The organism is Stenotrophomonas sp., assembly GCF_059505245.1.
In genome coordinates this window covers 279,434-299,146 of the sequence record NZ_JCACKF010000037.1, presented here as the reverse complement: position 1 = coordinate 299,146, position 19,713 = coordinate 279,434, and the positions used below count along the sequence as shown (strand labels likewise).

The window sequence follows — 19,713 nt, the reverse complement described above, 5'->3', positions numbered from 1 at the left end:
CGGCCGCTGGCCGGCAACCTCATTGGAACCGGACACCCAGAGCAGCCGGCCAGCGGCCGGCTCTACCGGGGCCAATCGGTAGTGCCGGCCGCTGGCCGGCAACCTCACGGAAACCGGACACCCAGGGCAGCCAGCCAGCGGCCGGCTCTACCGGGGCCAATCGACGGTAGTGCCGGCCGCTGGCCGGCAACCTCATTGAAGCCGGGCACCCAAGGCAGCCGGCCAGCGGCCGGCTCTACCCGATCATCACCGCAGCGGCCGATCCTCGCCACCATCCCCGGTTTCCACCGGTGCCGGACCGGCATTGCTGCGGCGCTGTTCTTCGTACGTGCGGAACGCCTGGTGGATGTGCTTGCGCAGCTCGTCGTCGTTCCACGGCTTGGTCAGGAAGCGATAGATCGCGCCGCGGTTGATCGCATCGGTCACCGTGTTCAGATCGGTGTAGCCCGACAGCACCAGGCGGATCGTATCCGGGTACAGCATCTTCACCCGGCCCAGGAACTCGGTGCCGCTCATATCGCTCATGCGCTGGTCGGACAGGATCACCTGCACGTCGTTGATCGCCAGCAGATCAAAGGCGTCGCGCACGTTGCCAGCGGCCAGGATGCGGTAGCCGTCGCGGCGGAACAGGCGCACCAGCGAGCGCAGCACGTTCTCCTCGTCATCCAGCAGCAGCAGCGTCCGGTCCGGGCGCGTTTCGGCGAAGGCTTCCGGGCGCAGGTAGCGGCGGCGCAGGGTCATGCCGGCGGCATCGGCCGACATCGGCTCGCCGAACAGGTAGCCCTGGAACACATCGCAGTCGTTGCGGCGCAGGAAGCCCAGTTGGGCCTGCGATTCCACGCCGTTGGCAATCACGGTCATGCCCAGCTGGTGGCCCATGGCAATGATCGCGCGGGCAATGGCTGCTTCGCGATTGCCAGCCGGTGCGCTCTTGATGAAGCTGCGGTCGATCTTCAGCTTGTCCACCGGGTAGCGCACCAGCGCGCTGAGGCTGGAATCGCCGGTGCCGAAGTTGTCCAGGCTCAGGCTGATGCCTTCGTTGCGCAGGTTGGCCAGCGTTTCATGGACGAAATTGACGTTGTTGGTCAGCGCGCTCTCGTTGATCTCCAGCGTCAGCATGTGCGCCGGCACGCCCGCGGCCTGCAGCAGGGACATCACCTCGGCGAAGAAGTTCGGCCGCAGCAGCTGCAGGGTGGACACGTTCACCGCGATGGTGAAGTCATCAAAGCCCTGGTCGCGCCACAACCGCGCCTGCTTCAATGCGCCTTCCAGCACCCAGGTGCCGATCTGCACGATGATGCCCAGGCGCTCGGCGGTGCGCATGAAGCGCTCCGGCACCAGCATGCCCAGGGTCGGCGACTGCCAGCGCAGCAGCGCTTCCATGCCGACCACGTGGCCGTCGCGGGCGCTCACCAGCGGCTGGTAACGCAGCTTCAGCTCGCCATTGGGAATGGCATCGACGATCTGGCGCGCGATGATGCTCTCGCTGTGCGCGCTCGGCGGGGTGTCCACGGCATGGATGCGCACGGCATTGCCGCCTTCGCGGGCGGCCTGGTACAGCGCATCTTCGGCATGGTCGAGCAGGCGCGAGGCGCTGCTGGCATGTTCCGGGCACAGGCTCACGCCCAGCTTGCCGGTCATGAACAGCGTGTATGGAAGCACCGACAGCGGCAGTTCCATCTGCTGGCGGATCTCTTCAGCGAAGTCCTCCGGCAGCGGCAGGTCCGCGGTGCGGGGCACCGCGATCAGGAACTCGTCGCTGCCATGCCGCCACAGCTTGCCACGCCCGCGCAGGTAGGACTGCAGGCGCTGCGCCACCAGTACCAGCGCCTGATCGCCCACTTCGGCACTCATGTTCTCGTTGACCGATGCGAAGTGGTCGATGTCCACGTGCATCAGCATCAGCGCGATGCCGCCCGAGGCCGCCTCGGCAACCATCGCCTGCAGCTCGGGGTTGCCGGCGCCAAGGCGGTCGGGGGCATCATCGATGCTGACCGGGGGCAGGTTGGGATTCCACATAGGCTCAGTATTCCGGTGAATCGACGGCGGCCATGCTGGTCGCCTGGTAGGGGAGGTGGACGTCGATCAGGGTGCCCTCGCCATGCGCGGATTCGATCCGCACGTGGCCACCGACGCTCTGCGCGCGCTCGCGCATCACGATCAGGCCGAGGCCGCGCGGGCCGTCCGGATCGAAGCCTTCACCATCATCGCGGATCTGCAGGTGCAGGCCACGCTGGCTGACGTCGCGCAGCTGCAGCAGGACCTGGCTGGCGCGCGCATGGCGCAGCGCATTGGTCAGGCTTTCCTGTGCGATGCGGAAGCAGGCCTGTTCGATGCTGTTGTCGGGGCGGTGCGGCAGCGGCTCGATCTCGGCCAGCAGCTCCACCGGCGAAGAGCGGAACAGCACCCGCGCCTGCCAGCTCAGCGCCGCCTCCAGGCCCAGTGCATCCAGCTGTGGCGGGCGCAGCAGGGTGGAGATGTCGCGCAGCTTGGCCACGGTGGTGTCGGCCAGGCTGACGATCTGCGCCAGGTCCTCGCCACGACGCTTCGGATCGTCCTCATCCTGCGCCGCATGCGCCGACAGCTTGATCGCGGTAATGGCCTGGCCGATGTCATCGTGCAGGTCGCGCGAGATCGCGCGACGCTCGTCCTCCTGCAGCGAGAACAGCCGCCCGGCCATCGCCTGCAGCTCGCGATTGCTGGTTTCCAGCGCCCTGCGGGTGCGTTCGGAATCGCTCAGGTCGCGTACGATCAGCAGCTTGCAGTCACGACCGCCGTAGCGCACTTCGCCCACCGCCAGGCCGGCATGGAAGCTGCGGCCGTCGGCACGCTGCATGGCCACCACGCTGCTGTGGCCCGGCCCCAGGTGTGGCTGGCCGGCGCGCAGCTGGCTGCGCACCCGTGGCAGGTCGGCGGCAGCGACCAGTGCCGACAGCGGCTCGCCCAGCAGGGTGTGGCTGCCGTAGCCGAACAGGCCGGCAGCCCAGGCGTTGGCGTACAGCACGTGCTCGTCGGAGAGGATCACCACGCCGTCGGGCAGTACCCGCACCAGCTCGCGGAACTGTTCCTCGCGCTCGCGCAGCAGGCGCCGCGACTGCTCGCGCTCGGTCACGTCCTGCAGCGTGCCCAGCACGCGGCTGCGGCCGGCTTCGTCGATACCGCTGGCCGCCCGCAGGTGCACCATCAATGCACGGCCGTCCATCGACAGCAGCGGCAGCAGCACGTCCACCTGTACCGGCTCGCCGGAGCACAGTTCGGCCAGCAGCTGTTCGGTCTGGGTGGCGGTGGCCGGGTCGGCCGGCACCAGCAGCTCATCGAAGCGGTGCCAGCGCCGGGCCTCGGGCGGGCGGCGGCCGAGCAGGCGATAGACCTGGTTGGAATAGCGGCCCAGCCCGGTGGACGGGTCCAGTTCCCAGGCGCCGATGCGGGCCAGCTCATGGGCTTCCTCCACCCGGGCCAATGCCTGGTCGCGGCGCAGCTGGGCCAGATCCTCGGCGGTGCGGTCGATGGCGATCAGCAGGCGGGCGTTGTGGCCGTCGTAGCTGATGGCGTTGGAGCGCAGCTCCATCTGCCGCAGCGCGCCATCGCGCAGCTGCAGCTGAGCGCGCAGGATGCACAGCTCCTCGGGCGCCTCGCGGATCGCCTCCAGCTTGGTCTGCAGGGCCTGGTCCTGGCCCGGCGGCCACAAGGCGTCGATGGTCTGTTCCAGCAGCTCGTCGCGGTCCCAGCCGAAGGCGCTGCAGGCGGCGGGGTTGGCATCGAGGATCGCCAGCGTGTCCAGGTCGTAGACGAGGATCGGCCCGGGGTTGCCCTCGAACATCTGCCGCAGGCGCAGCTCGGAGGCCTGCTGGCGCGCATGGGTATGCAGCACGTGTTCGGCCAGCGGGCGCAGCAGCAGATAGAGCAGGCCCGCGCTGGCCAGCGCGAAGAACGAGCCCTTCAGGCCCTGCCACAGGGCCGCCTGCTGCGGATCGGGCACCAGCGCCTGCACCACGCTGTCGGTGGAGATCATCCAGGCCAGCGCCATCACCAGGTAGCTCAGCACCACCCGGCGCCGGTCACGGCTCAGCGCCTGCGCCATCCGCGGGTCGGGAACTGGGGCGTTGCCGGTCGGTTCTGCGGGCATGGACGGGGCGGGTGACAGGGGCGCCGGTCATCTTACCCCGCAGCGTGCCGTGACCACTCAATTATCCGCCGCAGGCGCCGTTAACCACTGCGTGCCCCGCTGACGGGCGTGTCATCCGGAGCAAGATCGCGTGGACCAAGGGATCATCGCCAGCCTGCTGCAGCACCCGCTTGCGTCGGCGCTGGTCATCGTCGACCGTGCCGGGCGCCCGCTGGCGGCCAATCCGGCCGCGCGCGAGCATGGCCTGCCGGCCACCGTGGCGGCCTATGCGCCGATGCTGGAAGATCTGCGCCTGATGGCCGCCGATGGTGGCATCGTTGCCTGCACGCTGCCGGGCGGCCCGCGGGGGCACTACGACGGTCACCTGCGTGCGGTGCACGACGGTGCCGGCAACCTGCTGGCGTTCACCCTGAGCATTCCCGAGCCGGTGCCGGTCGATGGGGGCGGGCGCTAGGAGCTGGCATTGGACAGCGCCGGCCACAGCCTGTGGGACTGGGACATCCCCAGTGACCGGGTGGCGCGCACGCCGGCGCTGGGCGACGAGACCGCCACTGAATTGCTGTCTCGCGTGCACGGCGAGGACATCGCCCAGGTGCGCGCCGCGCTCGACGAGCACCTGCGTGGGCACAGCGAGCAGTACAGCGCACAGTTCCGTTTCCGCCAGGCCGATGGCCAGTGGCGTTGGGTGCTCGATCGCGGCCGGGTGGTCGCTCGCACCGCCGATGGCCAGCCCCTGCGCATGGTCGGCACGCATACCGATATCGAGCAGCAGAAGCAGCTCGAATCGCTGCTGCAGGAACAGCAGCTGCACCTGAGCGAGGCCCAGCGCATCGCCAGCATGGGCAGCTGGTCGTTTGACCCCAACAGCGGGCACTTCTGGTGGTCGCCGGAACTGCGTTCGCTTCTGGCACTGGAGCAGGGCGCCGTTCCGGGCCAGCGGCGGTGGCTGAAGCAGCTGCATCCACGCTCCCGCGGCGCGCTGCGCGCGGCATGGCGGCGGTTGTGGCGCGATGGCCGCGCTGCCAACCTCGAGCTGGAGCTGACCCGCGGCCATGAGCCTTCGCAGCACCTGCGGCTATGGATGCAACCGCTGCTGGACATGGACGGGCAACCCAAGCGCTTGCTCGGCCAGGTACAGAACATCACCGAACAGCACCAGACCGATGCGTTGATCCGCTGGCGCACCGAACTGCTGAACCGGGTCTCCGCGCTGGGCCGCATCGGCGGCTGCGAGATCGAAGTGCAGACCCGCAGCATGCAATGGACCGAGGAGTGCTACCGCATCCATGGCCTGCGCAAGGAACCGATCACCCTCGACCAGGCGCTGGCGCTGTACACGGAGGACTCGCGCAACGCGTTCGAGGCGGCGCTCGCCCGTATCGCCAACGGCGGCCTGCCCGAGCAGCTGGACCTGTGCTTCTACCGCCAGTCCGGCCTGCGCGTCTGGGTGCAGGTGCTGATCGAACTGGACCGCCGTGACGGCCTGCCGCCGCGGTTCGTTGTCCTGTTCCGTGACATCACCCGCGAGCGCGAAGCCAACGAGCGCATCGAACTGCTGGCCCACTACGACCTGCTGACCGGCCTACCCAATCGCGTACTGCTCGGCGAACAGACCGCCGAAGCCATCGAGGAAGCACGCGACCGCGGTACCTCGCTGGCCATGCTGTTCATCGACCTGGACGGCTTCAAGACCATCAACGACAGCTTCGGCCACGCCACCGGCGATGCGCTGCTGAAGGCCGCAGCCACCCGCCTGCACCAGAACCTGCGCAACAACGACCTGTTCGGCCGCTTCAGTGGCGATGAGTTCATCGTGGTGCTGCGCGACCTGGCCGAGCCGGAAGATGCCGGTCATGTCGCCCGCAAGCTGATTGCCTCGCTGGCTGAGCCGCTGCGCCGTGGCGAGACCACGTTGAAAGTCGGCGCCAGCGTCGGCATCGCGATGCTGGGCGATGCGCAGACCGATTTCGACTCACTGCTGCGCGCGGCCGACGCCGCGATGTATGCGGCCAAGGAAGCCGGGCGCAACACCTACCAGTACTACAGCCAGGACGCCCTGGCCCGCATCCAGCGCCGGCTGGACGTCGAGCATGCCCTGCATGGGGCGATCGAGCGCGACGAGTTCAGCCTGGCCTACCAGCCGCTGCTGCACGCCCACCACGGCGAGCCACCGGCGATCGAGGCACTGTTGCGCTGGCACCGCCCCGGCATCGGCTACTGCAGCCCGGCCGAGTTCATTCCCATTGCCGAAAAGTGCGGCGAGATCGTGCGCATCGGCGACTGGGTGCTGAACGAGGCCTGCCGCCAGGCGACCGCCTGGGACCGTGCCGGACTGCACTTTGATCGCATCGCGGTCAACGTGTCGGCGGTGCAGCTGCGTGATCGCGGCTTCGCCGAGCGCGTGATCGAGATCTGCCATGCCCATGGCTGGCCGCCGCAACGGCTGGAACTGGAGCTGACCGAGTCGGCGCTGATCCGTGATACCGACATCCTGCGCCATTGCTTCGACGTGCTGGAACGGCACGGCGTGCCGCTGGCGGTGGATGACTTCGGCACCGGCTTCTCCAACCTCAATTACCTCAATCGCTTCCCGGTGGGGCGCCTGAAGATCGACCGCAGTTTCGTGCAGGGCATGCTGCATGATTCGGGCACGGCCGAAGTCACCCAGGCCATCGTCCACCTGGGCCACGCGCTGGGCATGAAGGTGGTGGCCGAAGGCGTGGAAACCCACCAGGAAGAAGACATGCTGCGCCGCCAGGGCTGCGACGAGATCCAGGGCTACCTGTACTCGCGCCCGCTCAGCCCGCGTGATCTGGCGCAGTGGCTGCGCCAGCAGCGCCCGGCGCCGATGCGCACCGACGCCGGCGGCGAAGCGGTGCTGGTGCGCTGAGGGTCTGCGCTGGCGGATGCCGGCGCGGTGTGGCCTGACTCTGGTGCGCCCAGCTCTGGTGGGTGCCGACCGTTGGTCGGCACGGATGCCCTGGCGCTCGCGATCATCCACGCATGGCGTGGAACTACCTGGGAAACTCCGCCTTCAACTGCATGCGCAGGGCCTCGACGATGGCCGCATAGCGCCGCTTCTGGACCAGATAGCTGGCCAGGAACAGCGGCAGCACCAGCAGCATCGGTGCCACCATCGGGCGCACCGCCACCAGCGGCAACAGCAGCAGCGACAGGATTGCCACGAACCAGCTGCACAGGCCGATCACCCGCACCTCGTGCCGTCGCGCGTTGAGAACGATGCGTCCACGCATCACCGGGAAGTAGCGCAGGCCGAAGCTCGGTGCGAAGCTCTCGCGGAACGCCATGCTGCCATCGGGCAGCGCATGGAAGGCCAGTTGCAGCCATCTGTCCTGCGGCAGGTCACGTTCCAGGCTGCCCAGCGAGAGCCGGGCCTGCATGGCCGGTGACGCCGCGATGCGTTCGTTGAACAGGGTGATGCCCCAGCTGAAATAGCCGGCCACCCAGGCCATCAGAAGGACGGCTTCGATGAGGAGCACTGCGATCAGGGCGATGGCCATCGGTCTTCCATGAACGGGACCGGTGGATCATGCCATGCGGGACGGCCCATCCACGCAGGACGTGGATCTACTTCAGGGCTCCGCCATCCAGGCCCAGGTCCCATGCCAGGCCCAGCAGTTCATCGTCGGCTCGGGAGGGGGCGGGGCGCGCATCGGCCAGCTGCTGCAGTTCGAGCAGTTCCTCGCGGGCCACGTCTTCCAGCCGCTGCAGCTGCTCACGCACGCTCGCGTTGTGCGGGCGCTCGGTATCGGTGAGGGAGGGCAGGGCGCGGATCAGGGTCATGGTGCGCGTACAGGATGCATCCAATGGCGGGTTACAGGCAAAGGCCCCGGACGAACCGGGGCCTTGCGGGCTGCCGGCGAGGGCAGCGGACATCAGGATCAGAACAGCTCGACGGTGCCGGCGCCCATGCTCTGCTGGGCGACGGGCTTGTGCGGCGGGCGTTCCCATTCGCTGCGCAGCTCGCGCAGGCGATTGCCGGTGCGCTGCAGGGCGCTGGCGATCTCTTCGTCGAACACGCCGCCATTGCGGTGCAGCAGCTCCTGCAGGGCCACCGCTTCGCGGTTGATGGCAGTCAGGCGGTCCAGGTGGGTGTGCACGCCGCCCAGCGCCTGGGTGGCGATGTCTTCGAACTGCAGGGCACGCACGGCTTCGGCCACGCTGCCATCGATCGCACGGGCGCACTCGGACACTTCGCGCATGCCGTCGCCCAGCGAGGCGTTGATCTGCGCGACGTTGTCGAGCATCGCTGCTGCTTCCTGGCGGGCTTCGCGGGAGCGGTCCATATCGCGCGAGGCCATGTGCGAAACCGTCTCGCGCACCTTGGCGATGGCGTCCTTGGAGCTGTGCGCCAGCTTGCGGATCTGCTCGTTGAAGGTGGTCGAGCGCTCGGACAGGTTGCGCACTTCGTCGGCGACCACGGCGAAGCCACGACCGGCTTCACCGGCGCGCGCCGCTTCGATGGCCGCGTTCAGCGCCAGAAGGTTGGTCTGGTCGGCGATCGACTTGACGTCTTCCAGCAGCGCGAAGATGCCATCCAGGTGCTGCGCCATCTGGTCGATGTGCTGCACGGTGGTGCTGCTCTGGCCGCTCACCTGTTCCAGCGCTTCCACCAGCTGTTCCATGCGATGGCTGGCGTGCTGGGCGAAACGGGCGACGTCGAGGCCGGCATTGCCTTCATCACCGGCGCGGTCGACGATGCGCGACAGGGCCTGGCTCTGCTGGCGCGACTTGCGGTTCATGGCATCGAAGCTGCCGCCCAGGCTGGAGACGGCCTGGCGGATCAGGTCACGGGCGCGTTCCACTTCGCCACGCGAACCGTCGATCTCGTTGCCGACGAAGTTGCGCAGCTCGGTCAGCAGCTGGTCCTGTTCGCGCAGGACACGGGCGTGCTCGGGGGAACGATGTGCCTGGGCGCGGGTGGTCCACCACGCAAAGCCGAGCCAGCTCAGCGTCATCGTGGTCAGGATCGCCCAGCGCAGGGCGGCCGGCCATTCGAAACCGATGGCGAAGGGGAGCAGCAGGGTCAGAGCCAGGGGGGCGGCCAGACGGATGAAAATGCGTGAGTACATGGACGTTCTCGGGAGGTGCACGGAGGATGTATCGGCCGTACCCCCTTTCTCTTTAACGTCGATGTGCCTCGAAGTGCATTCTGAATGCGCCGGTTTTCCGGCGCCTTGGCGGCCTCGGGGTCAGAGCCCTTTCCGTGCCGGAAAGGGATCCGACCCCTTGGGCAGGCGCAACGGGGTCGGATCCCTTTTCCATGGAAAAGGGCTCTGACCCCACACCCTCAGGCCAGCAGGCGGTCCACGGCCTCGATCATCGCCTTGCGGCTGAACAGGAAGTCCCAGTAGCTGCCGCCCAGCTGGCGCCACAACACCGCCGAACGCACCGCGGCCAGCAGCAGGGCACGGATCTCGGCGACCACGCCGGCCTGGCCCAGGTAGTGCGGGTTGCCCTGCACCATCACCCGCGGTTTCAGGTGGCTGATGGTGTCGGCATACAGGCCGCCGAGGTTGGCCAGTACGTCCGGGTGGCCACTGTCGCCCAGTTCGGTGGCCTGGCGCTGGGCGCGCTCGATGCCCGAGGCGACCTTGTTCACGGTCGCCCCATCCTGCACGAAGCGGCGCTCCAGCTGCAGCACCGACAGGGCCAGCTTGGGCAGGATCGGGTCCTGGCCCTGGCTGCGGAAGTAGTTGTGCAGCAGGCGCAGGCCGGACTTCAGTGCATGACGGTCACCGAACACCGCCTGCGGCGAGGACGCATCGACGCGGAACACGCTGTCCACGGCGGTGCGCACGGCGGCGGCGTCGGAATGGCCGGTATCGGCGATGCGGCGCACCTGCTGCAGGGCCTGGGCAATGCCGGCCAAGGCCAGGACGCGGTCGTCGACAGTGAAACTCATGCAGCGATTACCTCAAAAGGGGAGGGGGTGGTGCGCAGGCGTTGTTCCAGCGGCGCATCGGTGGCGGCGATCACCGCGCCGCCCAGGCACACATCACCGTCATACAGCACCAGCGATTGACCGGGGGTAACGGCACGCTGCGGGCGCGCAAAGGTGACCAGCACGCTGCCATCGTCCAGCACCTGGACCGTACACGGCTCGTCGGGCTGGCGGTAGCGGGTCTGGGCGGTGCATTCGAAGCGCCGTGCCGGCGGTGAGCCGGCGATCCAGTGCGCGGTTTCCGAACGCAGGCGGTCGGACAGCATCCACTTGCTGTCGCGGTCCTGGTCCACGTACAGCACGTTGCTGGCCACATCCTTGCCAACCACGTACCACGGCGCGGCCGGGCGGCCACGCACGCCGCCGATGTTCAGGCCCTCGCGCTGGCCCAGGGTGAAATAGAACACGCCCGGGTGTTCGGCAATCACGCTGCCGTCGGCCGGGTCGAGGATCTGGCCGGGCTTGGCCGGCAGGTAGCGGCCGAGGAACTCACGGAAGTCGCGCTCGCCGATGAAACAGATGCCGGTGGAGTCCTTCTTGGCGTGGGTCGGCAGGCCGACGTCGCGCGCGATCCGGCGCAGGTCGCTCTTTTCAAGGTCGCCGATCGGGAACAGGGTGGCTGCCAGCTGTTCCTGGCCCAGTTGATGCAGGAAGTAGCTCTGGTCCTTGGATCGATCGGCGCCGCGCAGCAGCAGCCACTGGTGGCCGCGCTGGGTCACCCGTGCGTAATGGCCGGTGGCGATGCGCTCGGCGCCCAGCTCGCGGGCGGCGTCCAGGAAATGCTTGAACTTCACTTCACGGTTGCACAGCACGTCCGGGTTCGGGGTGCGGCCGGCCGCGTACTCGGCCAGGAAGTGCTCGAACACGCCCTGCCAGTACTCGCTGGAGAAGTCCCGGAAGTGGAACGGGATGCCCAGCAGGCCGCACACGGCCACCGCGTCGCGACGGTCATCCTCGGCACGGCAATCACCGCTGCCATCGTCGGCCCAGTTCTGCATGAACAGGCCGGCCACGGCCTCGCCCTGCTGTACCAGGCGCCAGGCGGCGACCGAGGAATCGACGCCGCCGGAGACACCCACCATCACACGCGGAGTGCTCATGCGACCTCCCGGACCAGCGAAAGCGGGTGGCGCTGGCCACCCAGGTAATCCGCCACCACCTGCCACACCAGCGGGCTGCGCTGGCGCTCGCCGGCGGCCTGCAGCTCGGCCGGGGTCAGCCACAGCGCGCGGTCGATGCCGGTGTCCAGCGGCTGCGCCGGATCGTGCGAAACCGGGTGCGCCGCGTAGCAGAAGCGCAGGAAGGCCGTGCCGTCGCCGGCAGTCCACTGGTAGCAGCCGATGAAGTGGGTCAGCTGCACCGTCCAGCCGGTTTCCTCGCGGGTCTCGCGCAGGGCGGCCTCGGCCAGGCTTTCGCCCGGCTCGAGGTGGCCGGCCGGCTGGTTCAGCACCTGGCGGCCGTCAATGGTCTCCTCGACCAGCAGCACGCGGCCGCCGTCGATCACCACGGTGGCAACGGTGGCGTGCGGTGCCCAGCGCGGGTCCGGCGTGGCGTTCAACTCAGAACTCGTCCTTCTTGGTCAGTTCCAGCTCCATCGCGTCGGCGGTGCGGATGGCCGCATCGATGGCGTCGCTGAGCTGGTCGGCGGTGGCATCGGCGTCGATCTTCACCACGAACATGGCGGTGGTGTCCTGCTTTACCCAGCCGCCCATCTTGGCGTCCTGCGAATCTTCCAGCAGGCGATTGGCCACGGCCACCGGGAACTGCTTGGTCTTGGCGCTGTAGGCCGGCGACCAGATCTCGCGGATGTTGTGGCTGCCGAAGTCTTCCACCGCCGAGCGCACGTAGACCATCTGGGTGCGGTCACCCTCGACGTCGAAGACCATGCGGTAGTCGCCATCCTCGTCGACTTCGTAGGTATAGCCCAGCTTGTCCAGGTGGCGCGCCACGGACTTGTCGGCCTGGGGCGCGGCGGTGGCAGCACCGGCAGCGGCCAGGGTGATCAGCAGGGCGGGCAGAAGGGTCCTTTTCATGAAGATCCTGTGAAGCAGTGTTGAAAGAAGCTGCAATTGTGACGTTGGGCGTGCGTGCCGTCCAATCCGCGGCGGGCCGACGCAGGTCCGGCGCTACCCCTATAATGGAAGGATGCCCCATGAGTCCTCCCCCGATTCCCAGCACGAGCACGGCGTTGCCGTGGAGCCCGCGCGCCCGGAAGTGGCGCCGCCGCCGTTCTATCAGGTGATGCTGCTCAACGATGACTACACCCCGATGGATTTCGTGGTGGATGTGCTGCAGCAGTTCTTCAGCATGGACCTGGACAAGGCCACGCAGGTGATGCTGCACGTCCATACCCGCGGCCGCGGCGTCTGCGGGGTGTTCACCCGCGAAGTGGCCGAGACCAAGGTTGCCCAGGTCAACGAGTACTCGCGGATGAACCAGCACCCGCTGCTGTGCACGATGGAAAAGGCCTGACCGGCTGCCGATCCTCGTCCGGGTACATCGACTCCGGACACGGCGTGCCCACCAAGGTGGGCACCTACCAAGGCAGAAACCTGTAGAGCCGAGCCCATGCTCGGCTGCTTTTCGTCCCGGCGCAATGATCCCGGATGGAGTGCGCCCACCACGCGCGGAGGTCACGCCTCCGCCAACGCCTCCAGCGCCATCCGCGCCACCGTCTCGTCGACGTCGGCGGGGTCGCCGTCATCCCTGAACCACACCGCCGACAGCGCAGTGCTGGCCGCGATCCAGCGCAGCAGGCGCGTGCGTTCCAGGCCGGCCAGTGCGCTTACCTGTTGCAGCCGGGCGGCAAACCGCTCGGGCCGGGTGGCCACATGGATGCCCGGGCCACAGAGGTCCGGGTTGCTGAACATCGTCGTGTAGTCGAACGCGCGGTCGCCCAGCAGCCGCTTCGGGTCGATCGCCAGCCAGCCACGCGCGCCGAAATCCAGCACGTTGTCGTGGTGCAGGTCGCCGTGCAGCGGCCGGATCTCGCGTTCTTCCTGCAACACCCGCTCCGCCAGTGATCTGCACTGTTCCAGCAGTGGCGGCAGCGCGGCCCTTGGCTGCAGCAGATCGGCGAACCATGTACGCAGGCAGACCAGTTCCGCTGGTGGCGCGCTCCGTGGCCGGTGCAGCTGCCGCAGGACCTGGCACAGGATCGTGGTACAGGCATCATCGTCGCCCTCGATCGAACGTTGCCGCAGCGAATCGCCGCCGGCACGCTCGATCAGGATCGCCGGCCCCTCGTGGGCCAGCAGGCGGGCGGCACCATCGCCGTCCCACCAGCGCAGCAGGCGATGGCCGTTCTGCTCCTCGGTTTCGCTGCTGACCTTCAGCATCGCCGGTTCGCCGTCGGCGGTCAGCACCGGCCAGAGCTGGGCGTGGGGCGTCTCGATGGCCGCGCCATCACGCCGCAATCGCCAGCGGCTCAGGTAGGGTTCGCTCATGCTGGGTGGGCTGTCCTGGAGTGAATGAAGATCAAGCGATCTGCACTGCTAACGCCATCTGAACGCAGCAATCCGCTAGGGTGATGGAAATCGCGTAGTCAGGCCGCATATTGTCCCCATCTGCCGCCGGAGTAATCCATGTTCAGCAAAGACCTCGAACACACCATCGGCCAGTGCTACAAGCGCGCCCGTGAGGCCCGGCATGAATTCATGACGGTCGAACACCTGCTGTTGGCACTGCTCGACAACCCGTCCGCCCAGGCCGTACTGAAGGCCTGTGGTGCCGACGCCGAACGCCTGCGCCAGGAGCTGGAGCAGGCCATCGAGGCTTCCGTGTCCCGCCTGGCCGAAGATGACGGCCGTGATACCCAACCGACCCTGGGCTTCCAGCGCGTGCTGCAGCGGGCCGTGTACCACGTGCAGTCCTCGGGCAAGAAGGAGGTCACCGGCGCCAACGTGCTGGTCGCCATCTTCGGCGAAAAGGACTCCCACGCCGTCTATTACCTCAACCAGCAGGACGTGACCCGGCTGGACGTGGTCAATTACCTGTCCCACGGCATCGCCAAGCTGGGCGAGGAAGGCGAGCAGCCGTCCTCCTCCTCCGAGGGCGAAGGCCGCATCGAAGGCGGGGAGGGCGAGCCGAAGGGTGATGCCCTGACCGAGTTCGCCAGCAACCTCAACGAACAGGCGCGGTCCGGCCGCATCGATCCGCTGGTCGGCCGTGCCGACGAGATCGAGCGCACCATCCAGGTCCTGTGCCGCCGCCGCAAGAACAACCCGCTGTACGTGGGCGAGGCCGGCGTGGGCAAGACCGCGATTGCCGAGGGCCTGGCCCGCCGCATCGTCGAGGGCTCGGTGCCCGACGTGCTGGCCGACGCGGTGATCTACTCGCTCGACCTGGGCGCGCTGGTGGCCGGCACCAAGTACCGCGGCGACTTCGAGAAGCGCCTGAAGAGCGTGCTGACCGCACTGAAGAAGGTCCCCAATGCGGTGCTCTTCATCGACGAGATCCATACCATCATCGGTGCCGGTTCGGCCTCGGGTGGCACCATGGATGCGTCCAACCTGATCAAGCCGGCGCTGGCCTCCGGCGAGCTGCGCTGCATCGGCTCGACCACCTTCCAGGAGTACCGCGGCATCTTCGAGAAGGACCGGGCGCTGGCCCGCCGCTTCCAGAAGATCGACATCGTCGAGCCGACCGTGGGCGAGACCTACGAGATCCTGCAGGGCCTGAAGTCCAAGTACGAGCTGCACCACGGCGTGACCTATTCGGACGAAGCGCTGCAGGCGGCGGTGGATCTGTCGGTGAAGCACATCGGCGACCGCCTGCTTCCGGACAAGGCCATCGACGTGATCGACGAGGCAGGTGCCCGCCAGCGGTTGCTGCCGGAAGGCCAGCGCAAGGAGCTGATCGACGTCGAGGAAGTGGAGGCGATCGTGGCCAAGATGGCGCGCATCCCGACCAAGCAGGTCAGTGCCACCGACAAGGATGTGCTGCAGCACCTGGAGCGCAACCTGAAGATGGTGATCTTCGGCCAGGACCCGGCCATCGAGACGCTGTCCTCGGCGATCAAGCTGGCCCGCTCGGGCCTGGGCAATCCGGAAAAGCCGATCGGCAACTTCCTGTTCGCCGGCCCGACCGGTGTCGGCAAGACCGAGGTGACCAAGCAGCTGGCGCTGCAGCTGGGCATCGAGCTGGTCCGCTTCGACATGTCCGAATACATGGAGCCGCATTCGATCAGCCGCCTGATCGGTGCCCCTCCGGGCTATGTCGGCTTCGACCAGGGCGGCCTGCTGACCGAAAAGATCGTCAAGACGCCGCACTGCGTGCTGCTGCTGGACGAAATCGAAAAGGCGCACCCGGACATCTTCAACATCCTGTTGCAGGTGATGGACCGCGGCGTGCTGACCGATACCAACGGGCGTGAGGCCAACTTCAAGAACGTAGTGCTGGTGATGACCACCAATGCCGGCGCGGCGCAGGCCTCGCGGCGCTCGATCGGCTTCACCAAGCAGGACCATGCCACCGACGCGATGGAGACCATCCGCCGCAGCTTCACCCCGGAATTCCGCAACCGACTCGATGCGGTGGTGCAGTTCCAGGCGCTGGGCTTCGAGCACATCCTGCGCGTGGTCGACAAGTTCCTGATCGAGCTGGAGATGCTGCTGCAGGACAAGCACGTCAGCCTGTCGGCCACCCCGACCGCGCGCGACTGGCTGGCCCACCATGGTTTCGACCCGCTGATGGGTGCCCGTCCGATGGCCCGCGTGATCCAGGACAAGATCAAGCGTCCTCTGGCCGACGAGCTGCTGTTCGGCAAACTGGTCAACGGCGGCAAGGTGAACATCGATGTCCGCGACGACGAGCTGGTCGTCGAGACCCAGGCCGAGCCGGAGCGCCTGCTGCCGGTCACCGTGGAGTGAGCTGACGCCGGGCCTGGCCCGGCGGACCTGAAATGACAAGGGCGGCTGCGGCCGCCCTTGGTTGTTTTGGGCCTGTCGCCTGCGGCCTTGCTGAGAGGGTACGGAGGCATCAATGCTGTTCCGTGAGCGCGATGGGGCATTGCTTCATGTGTATCGCGCAACGATACGGGATACAGTGATGTATCATCGGTTTTCGCCACAAGGGCCTCGAGCGGCTCTACCGTTCCGGTAGCAGCAGCGGGGTCCGGCACAGTCACACCAGCAGAGTGCTGATGATCCTGTCGATCCTGGATGTGGCGTCAGGTCCCGAGGATCTCGCCATGCCTGGATTGCGCCTCCACAAGCTGCGCGGCGACCTGAAGGGGCATTGGTCTGTGTGGGTCAATGGGAACTGGCGGATCACCTTCCGTTTCACCGGTGGCGACGTGGAGCTGCTGGACTACCTGGACTATCACTGAGGCCGCGCATGATTCATCACCATCCACACCCGGGGCAGACGATCAAGGCAATGGTTTTCGATCCGATGGATCTCTCGGTGACCGAAGCGGCCGAGCGCTTGGCAATGTCGCGGGTGGCATTGTCGCGGGTGTTGAACGGGAAGGCGGGCATCAGCCCCGATTTGGCCATTCGCTTGGAAATGGCCGGGGTCAGTACGGCGGCTTTCTGGATGGGGCTGCAATCCAGCTACGATCTCTGGCTGGCGCGGCAGCACGAGCAGCCGCGGGTGCTTCCACTGGTTGCGCCTGTGCGGTGACGCCCTTCATGACAAGGGCGGCTTCGGCCGCCCTTGTCATATGCGCCATCAACGGCCGCGCTGGCGGGCCTTCTTCTGGAAGGTGGCTTCGTCGATCGGTTCGATCTGCGCCACCCGGCAGTGGTCGGCATCGGTGCGCAGCTGGCTGCGGCCGGCGCTGCACAGCAGGCCCTGCTGGCCTTCGGTGATGAAGCTCAGTTTCCGCGAGTAGCCGGCAGTGGAGCAGTCGTTCTGGAAGTGCACGACATAGTGGTCCTGGCCATTGCGCAGCAGGATGTTCCGCGAAACGCCGGCGCGCACGATCTGCTGGTCGCTGCCCAGCTGGATGCAGTCACTGGCCGTGGAAGGGGGCTCGGCGGCGCGCACAGGCGATGCGCTGGCGGACGCGGCAACGGCGACGAGCAGGGCGGTCAACGTGAGCATGTTCATGGCGGGGCAGGGGAATGGCGATCCGGACTGGATCGGGTCCCACGATGCCGCCACGGATGAAGATGCGAATCTGCCGCAAGCAGGGCTGACCGACGCCACGGTGCGTTCGGTCACGATGACCTCCGGCAGGGCCGGATTGCAGGCATGACAAAAGGCCAGCAACCAGGGCTGGCCTTGTCGAAGTGGCGCAACGCGCCGACCGCTTACTTCATGCGGTAGGTGATACGACCCTTGGTCAGGTCGTACGGGGTCATTTCAACCTTGACCCGGTCACCGGTGAGGATGCGGATGTAGTTCTTGCGCATGCGGCCGGAAATGTGGGCGATGATTTCGTGCCCATTTTCCAGGCGAACGCGGAAAGTGGTGTTCGGCAGCGTCTCGCTGACGGTGCCCTCGAACTCGATGGAATCGTCTTTCGACATGTAGTCCTGTGCGGTTCAGAAAACGGCCACGCTGGGCCTAAGGCGCAGTATTTTACGCGTGACCGGCCCAGCTTGCAAAGTTTGTGTTAACCCCCGGCCAAACGCTGTGCCGGCAGGCGTCCGACCGCCTGCGTCCACGGGCCTTCACGGCCGTCATGGCGCACCGCGTGGCGGACGTGCTGCAGGAACGCCGCGCGCGGCAGGTGCTCGGCGCCCATCCGCAGCAGGTGCGGATTCTCCACCTGGGCATCGATCAGCGCCCAGCCCCAGCCGTGAAGCGTGGATGCCAGCGCGGCCAGGGCGATCTTGGAGCCGCCGCTGGCGCCACTGAACATGCTCTCGCCGAAGAACATCGTCCCGATCGCCACCCCGTAGATGCCGCCGACCAGCGTCTGCCGGTCCCAGACCTCGAAGGAGTGGGCAAAGCCGAGGTCATGCAGCTGGCTGTAGGCCTCGACCATGTCGGGGCTGATCCAGGTGCCGTCCTGGCCGGGCCGCAGTGCCGCCGCACAGGCGCGCATCACCCGGCTGAAGGCGGTGTCGGCGGTGACCTCCCATGTGCTGCCGCGCAACTGGCGGCGGAAGCGGCTGGACAGATGCACGCCATCGGTACGGAACACCATGCGCGGGTCGGGCGACCACCACAGGATCGGCTCGCCCTCGCTGAACCATGGAAAGATGCCGCCCGCATACGCGTTGAGCAGGCGCGCCGGGTGCAGGTCGCCGCCCACGGCGAGCAGGCCGTCGGGCTGGCGCAGGGCGGTCTCGGCCGGCGGGAAGGGGGCGTCCGGCGCGTCGGCCAGGCGCCAGGGCAGCTGGCGGGTCATGCCGGCATTGTATTCGTCGCGGCCCCGCGTGAATGCCGCGGTAGATGCCAACCTTGGTTGGCAGGTCACCCGTCCGCGCGAAATGGGCTGTGCCCCTGCAGCTCCTGCTGGTAGCGCCGCACATCCCGTCGCTCCTGCCGGCACCACTCCTGCAACGCCTCGGCGAAATCCGCATCAGCCACCCAGTGCCGGCTGCGCACCAGTGTAGGCAGGAAGCCGCGCGCCAGCTTGTGCTCGCCCTGTGCGCCGGGTTCGAAACGGCTCAGGCCTTCGCGCAGGCAGTACTCGATGCCCTGGTAGTAACAGGCTTCGAAGTGCAGGCCGGGCAGGGTGGCGCCGCCCCAGTAGCGGCCGTACAGCGTGTCACCGCCGCGCAGGCAGAGCGCGCCGGCAATCGGCTGGCCTTCCTGCTCGGCCAGGAACAGTACCAGCCCGCGCCCCAATGAAATGGCCAGATGGCGCAGGAAGGCCTCGGTCAGGGCCGGGGCATTGCCGTACTCAAGGAAGGTCTGCAGGTAGAAGCGGTACATCGCCTGCAGGTCGGCGCGGCTGGCGTCGTCGCCATGCACCACGCGGAAGGTGATGCCCTGGCGGGCGACCTTGGCCCGTTCCTGGCGGATGTTCTTGCGGTGCTTGTGGTTCATCGCGCCGAGGAACTGGTCGAATGTCGCCCAGTCACCCGGGTTCTGCCACTGGAACTGCACGTCCTCGCGCAGCAGCCAGTCATCGCCGAACAGCGCCTCGTCCGCTGCGGCGTGGAAGTTGATATGGGCCGATGACACGGCCAGTGCCGGCAGTGCATCGCGCAACGCCGACAGCAGCGTGGTGCGCTCTGAATCGTGACGGGCCAGCAGGCGCGGCCCGGTGACCGGCGAGTACGGCACTGCGCCCAGCCACTTCGGGTAATAGTCGCGGCCATGGCGGGCATAGGCGTTTGCCCAGGCATGGTCAAACACGAATTCACCGTGGGAGTTGGTCTTCAGGTAGCCCGGAATTGCGCCGACCAAGGTGTCGCCTTCCCAGAGCGTGAAGTGCCGGGGCTGCCAGCCCCAGTCCTCGCGTAGGCAGCCGTGCTGTTCCAGGCCGGAGAGGAAGGCGTGGCTGACGAACGGATTCTGGCCGTCGTGCAGGGCATCCCAGTCGGTGGCGGGAATGAACTGCAGGGAGTCGAGGAAGCGGGGGGAGAGCATGGTTGGCAAGGATAGGCCAGGTGGATAGCGAACGGGGCTGGCGGGGCTGGGTTGGTTTGTTCCGGTTGGGGGTGAGGAAAGTTTGAATTGTCCATCCGTGTGCGCTTGGTGCGGAATCACCGGCGCACGG

The 19,713-nt window shown here is 67.4% G+C and carries 21 protein-coding genes; 7 read left to right on the top strand and 14 right to left on the bottom strand.

Annotated features, from left to right (window positions below; all coding sequences use genetic code 11):
- Nucleotides 1-246 precede the first annotated feature (246 nt).
- Nucleotides 247-2,019 carry an EAL domain-containing protein gene (locus AC5JLE_RS14795; RefSeq protein WP_014647070.1) on the bottom strand — a complete coding sequence of 591 codons (1,773 nt, stop codon included), beginning with the start codon at nt 2,017-2,019 and terminating at the stop codon, nt 247-249.
- Nucleotides 2,020-2,023: 4 nt separating this feature from the next.
- A complete protein-coding gene (locus tag AC5JLE_RS14790) occupies nt 2,024-4,126 on the bottom strand; it encodes a sensor histidine kinase (protein ID WP_032961901.1) in 2,103 nt (700 codons plus the stop codon).
- 130 nt (nt 4,127-4,256) lie between these two features.
- On the opposite strand from AC5JLE_RS14790, the gene AC5JLE_RS14785 reads away from it, so the two are divergent.
- Complete coding sequence (locus AC5JLE_RS14785; protein ID WP_496065424.1) at nt 4,257-4,580, top strand: hypothetical protein; 324 nt, start codon at nt 4,257-4,259, stop codon at nt 4,578-4,580.
- Nucleotides 4,581-4,583: 3 nt separating this feature from the next.
- Nucleotides 4,584-7,016, top strand: a complete 2,433-nt coding sequence (locus AC5JLE_RS14780) for a bifunctional diguanylate cyclase/phosphodiesterase (protein WP_496065437.1) — start codon at nt 4,584-4,586, stop codon at nt 7,014-7,016.
- A 124-nt stretch (nt 7,017-7,140) separates the two neighbouring features.
- Here AC5JLE_RS14780 and AC5JLE_RS14775 read toward each other — a convergent pair whose 3' ends face one another.
- The 7 genes from AC5JLE_RS14775 to AC5JLE_RS14745 form a co-directional block, all read right to left on the bottom strand.
- Nucleotides 7,141-7,647: a hypothetical protein gene (locus AC5JLE_RS14775; RefSeq protein ID WP_478444559.1), complete on the bottom strand. Its 507-nt coding sequence runs from the start codon at nt 7,645-7,647 to the stop codon at nt 7,141-7,143.
- 67 nt (nt 7,648-7,714) lie between these two features.
- Nucleotides 7,715-7,930, bottom strand: coding sequence for a hypothetical protein (locus AC5JLE_RS14770; RefSeq protein WP_049403982.1), 216 nt, complete (start codon nt 7,928-7,930; stop codon nt 7,715-7,717).
- A gap of 98 nt (nt 7,931-8,028) precedes the next feature.
- Nucleotides 8,029-9,219, bottom strand: coding sequence for a methyl-accepting chemotaxis protein (locus AC5JLE_RS14765; protein ID WP_014647075.1), 1,191 nt, complete (start codon nt 9,217-9,219; stop codon nt 8,029-8,031).
- Nucleotides 9,220-9,437: 218 nt separating this feature from the next.
- Nucleotides 9,438-10,052 (bottom strand): high frequency lysogenization protein HflD, encoded by a 615-nt coding sequence (gene hflD / locus AC5JLE_RS14760; RefSeq protein WP_032961893.1) that lies wholly within the window; start codon nt 10,050-10,052, stop codon nt 9,438-9,440.
- A complete protein-coding gene (gene mnmA / locus AC5JLE_RS14755) occupies nt 10,049-11,191 on the bottom strand; it encodes a tRNA 2-thiouridine(34) synthase MnmA (protein WP_049403980.1) in 1,143 nt (380 codons plus the stop codon). Before mnmA ends, hflD begins: the two co-directional genes overlap by 4 nt.
- The gene (locus AC5JLE_RS14750; RefSeq protein WP_053495616.1) at nt 11,188-11,649 is read right to left on the bottom strand and encodes an NUDIX hydrolase; all 462 of its coding nucleotides are present in this window, start codon (nt 11,647-11,649) and stop codon (nt 11,188-11,190) included. The genes mnmA and AC5JLE_RS14750 overlap by 4 nt, the downstream gene beginning before the upstream one ends.
- Before the next feature lies 1 nt (nt 11,650).
- Nucleotides 11,651-12,124 carry a hypothetical protein gene (locus tag AC5JLE_RS14745; RefSeq protein WP_014647079.1) on the bottom strand — a complete coding sequence of 158 codons (474 nt, stop codon included), beginning with the start codon at nt 12,122-12,124 and terminating at the stop codon, nt 11,651-11,653.
- Nucleotides 12,125-12,236: 112 nt separating this feature from the next.
- Between AC5JLE_RS14745 and clpS the strand changes: the two genes are divergently transcribed.
- Nucleotides 12,237-12,563 carry an ATP-dependent Clp protease adapter ClpS gene (gene clpS, locus AC5JLE_RS14740; RefSeq protein ID WP_005416477.1) on the top strand — a complete coding sequence of 109 codons (327 nt, stop codon included), beginning with the start codon at nt 12,237-12,239 and terminating at the stop codon, nt 12,561-12,563.
- A gap of 161 nt (nt 12,564-12,724) precedes the next feature.
- Here clpS and AC5JLE_RS14735 read toward each other — a convergent pair whose 3' ends face one another.
- The gene (locus AC5JLE_RS14735; protein WP_049405424.1) at nt 12,725-13,537 is read right to left on the bottom strand and encodes an APH(6) family putative aminoglycoside O-phosphotransferase; all 813 of its coding nucleotides are present in this window, start codon (nt 13,535-13,537) and stop codon (nt 12,725-12,727) included.
- Between the two features lie 138 nt (nt 13,538-13,675).
- Between AC5JLE_RS14735 and clpA the strand changes: the two genes are divergently transcribed.
- The 3 genes from clpA to AC5JLE_RS14720 all read left to right on the top strand — a co-directional run bounded on the left by clpA (nt 13,676) and on the right by AC5JLE_RS14720 (nt 16,715).
- A complete protein-coding gene (clpA, locus tag AC5JLE_RS14730) occupies nt 13,676-15,961 on the top strand; it encodes an ATP-dependent Clp protease ATP-binding subunit ClpA (RefSeq protein ID WP_032961881.1) in 2,286 nt (761 codons plus the stop codon).
- Nucleotides 15,962-16,143: 182 nt separating this feature from the next.
- The gene (locus AC5JLE_RS14725; RefSeq protein ID WP_423172614.1) at nt 16,144-16,419 is read left to right on the top strand and encodes a type II toxin-antitoxin system RelE/ParE family toxin; all 276 of its coding nucleotides are present in this window, start codon (nt 16,144-16,146) and stop codon (nt 16,417-16,419) included.
- A gap of 8 nt (nt 16,420-16,427) precedes the next feature.
- Nucleotides 16,428-16,715: a HigA family addiction module antitoxin gene (locus AC5JLE_RS14720; protein WP_241883843.1), complete on the top strand. Its 288-nt coding sequence runs from the start codon at nt 16,428-16,430 to the stop codon at nt 16,713-16,715.
- Nucleotides 16,716-16,763: 48 nt separating this feature from the next.
- On the opposite strand, the gene AC5JLE_RS14715 is transcribed toward AC5JLE_RS14720, so the two are convergent.
- Nucleotides 16,764-17,138 (bottom strand): hypothetical protein, encoded by a 375-nt coding sequence (locus tag AC5JLE_RS14715; RefSeq protein ID WP_229767389.1) that lies wholly within the window; start codon nt 17,136-17,138, stop codon nt 16,764-16,766.
- Between AC5JLE_RS14715 and AC5JLE_RS14710 the strand changes: the two genes are divergently transcribed.
- The gene (locus AC5JLE_RS14710) at nt 17,131-17,292 is read left to right on the top strand and encodes a hypothetical protein (protein ID WP_153643327.1); all 162 of its coding nucleotides are present in this window, start codon (nt 17,131-17,133) and stop codon (nt 17,290-17,292) included. The genes AC5JLE_RS14715 and AC5JLE_RS14710 overlap by 8 nt on opposite strands.
- Before the next feature lie 55 nt (nt 17,293-17,347).
- Here the strand turns inward: AC5JLE_RS14710 and infA are convergent, their stop codons facing one another.
- The 3 genes from infA to AC5JLE_RS14695 all read right to left on the bottom strand — a co-directional run bounded on the left by infA (nt 17,348) and on the right by AC5JLE_RS14695 (nt 19,583).
- Complete coding sequence (gene infA, locus AC5JLE_RS14705; RefSeq protein WP_005409596.1) at nt 17,348-17,566, bottom strand: translation initiation factor IF-1; 219 nt, start codon at nt 17,564-17,566, stop codon at nt 17,348-17,350.
- Between the two features lie 86 nt (nt 17,567-17,652).
- Nucleotides 17,653-18,393, bottom strand: coding sequence for a leucyl/phenylalanyl-tRNA--protein transferase (aat, locus tag AC5JLE_RS14700; protein ID WP_134966824.1), 741 nt, complete (start codon nt 18,391-18,393; stop codon nt 17,653-17,655).
- A gap of 65 nt (nt 18,394-18,458) precedes the next feature.
- Nucleotides 18,459-19,583, bottom strand: coding sequence for a GNAT family N-acetyltransferase (locus AC5JLE_RS14695; protein WP_496065423.1), 1,125 nt, complete (start codon nt 19,581-19,583; stop codon nt 18,459-18,461).
- Nucleotides 19,584-19,713 lie beyond the last annotated feature (130 nt).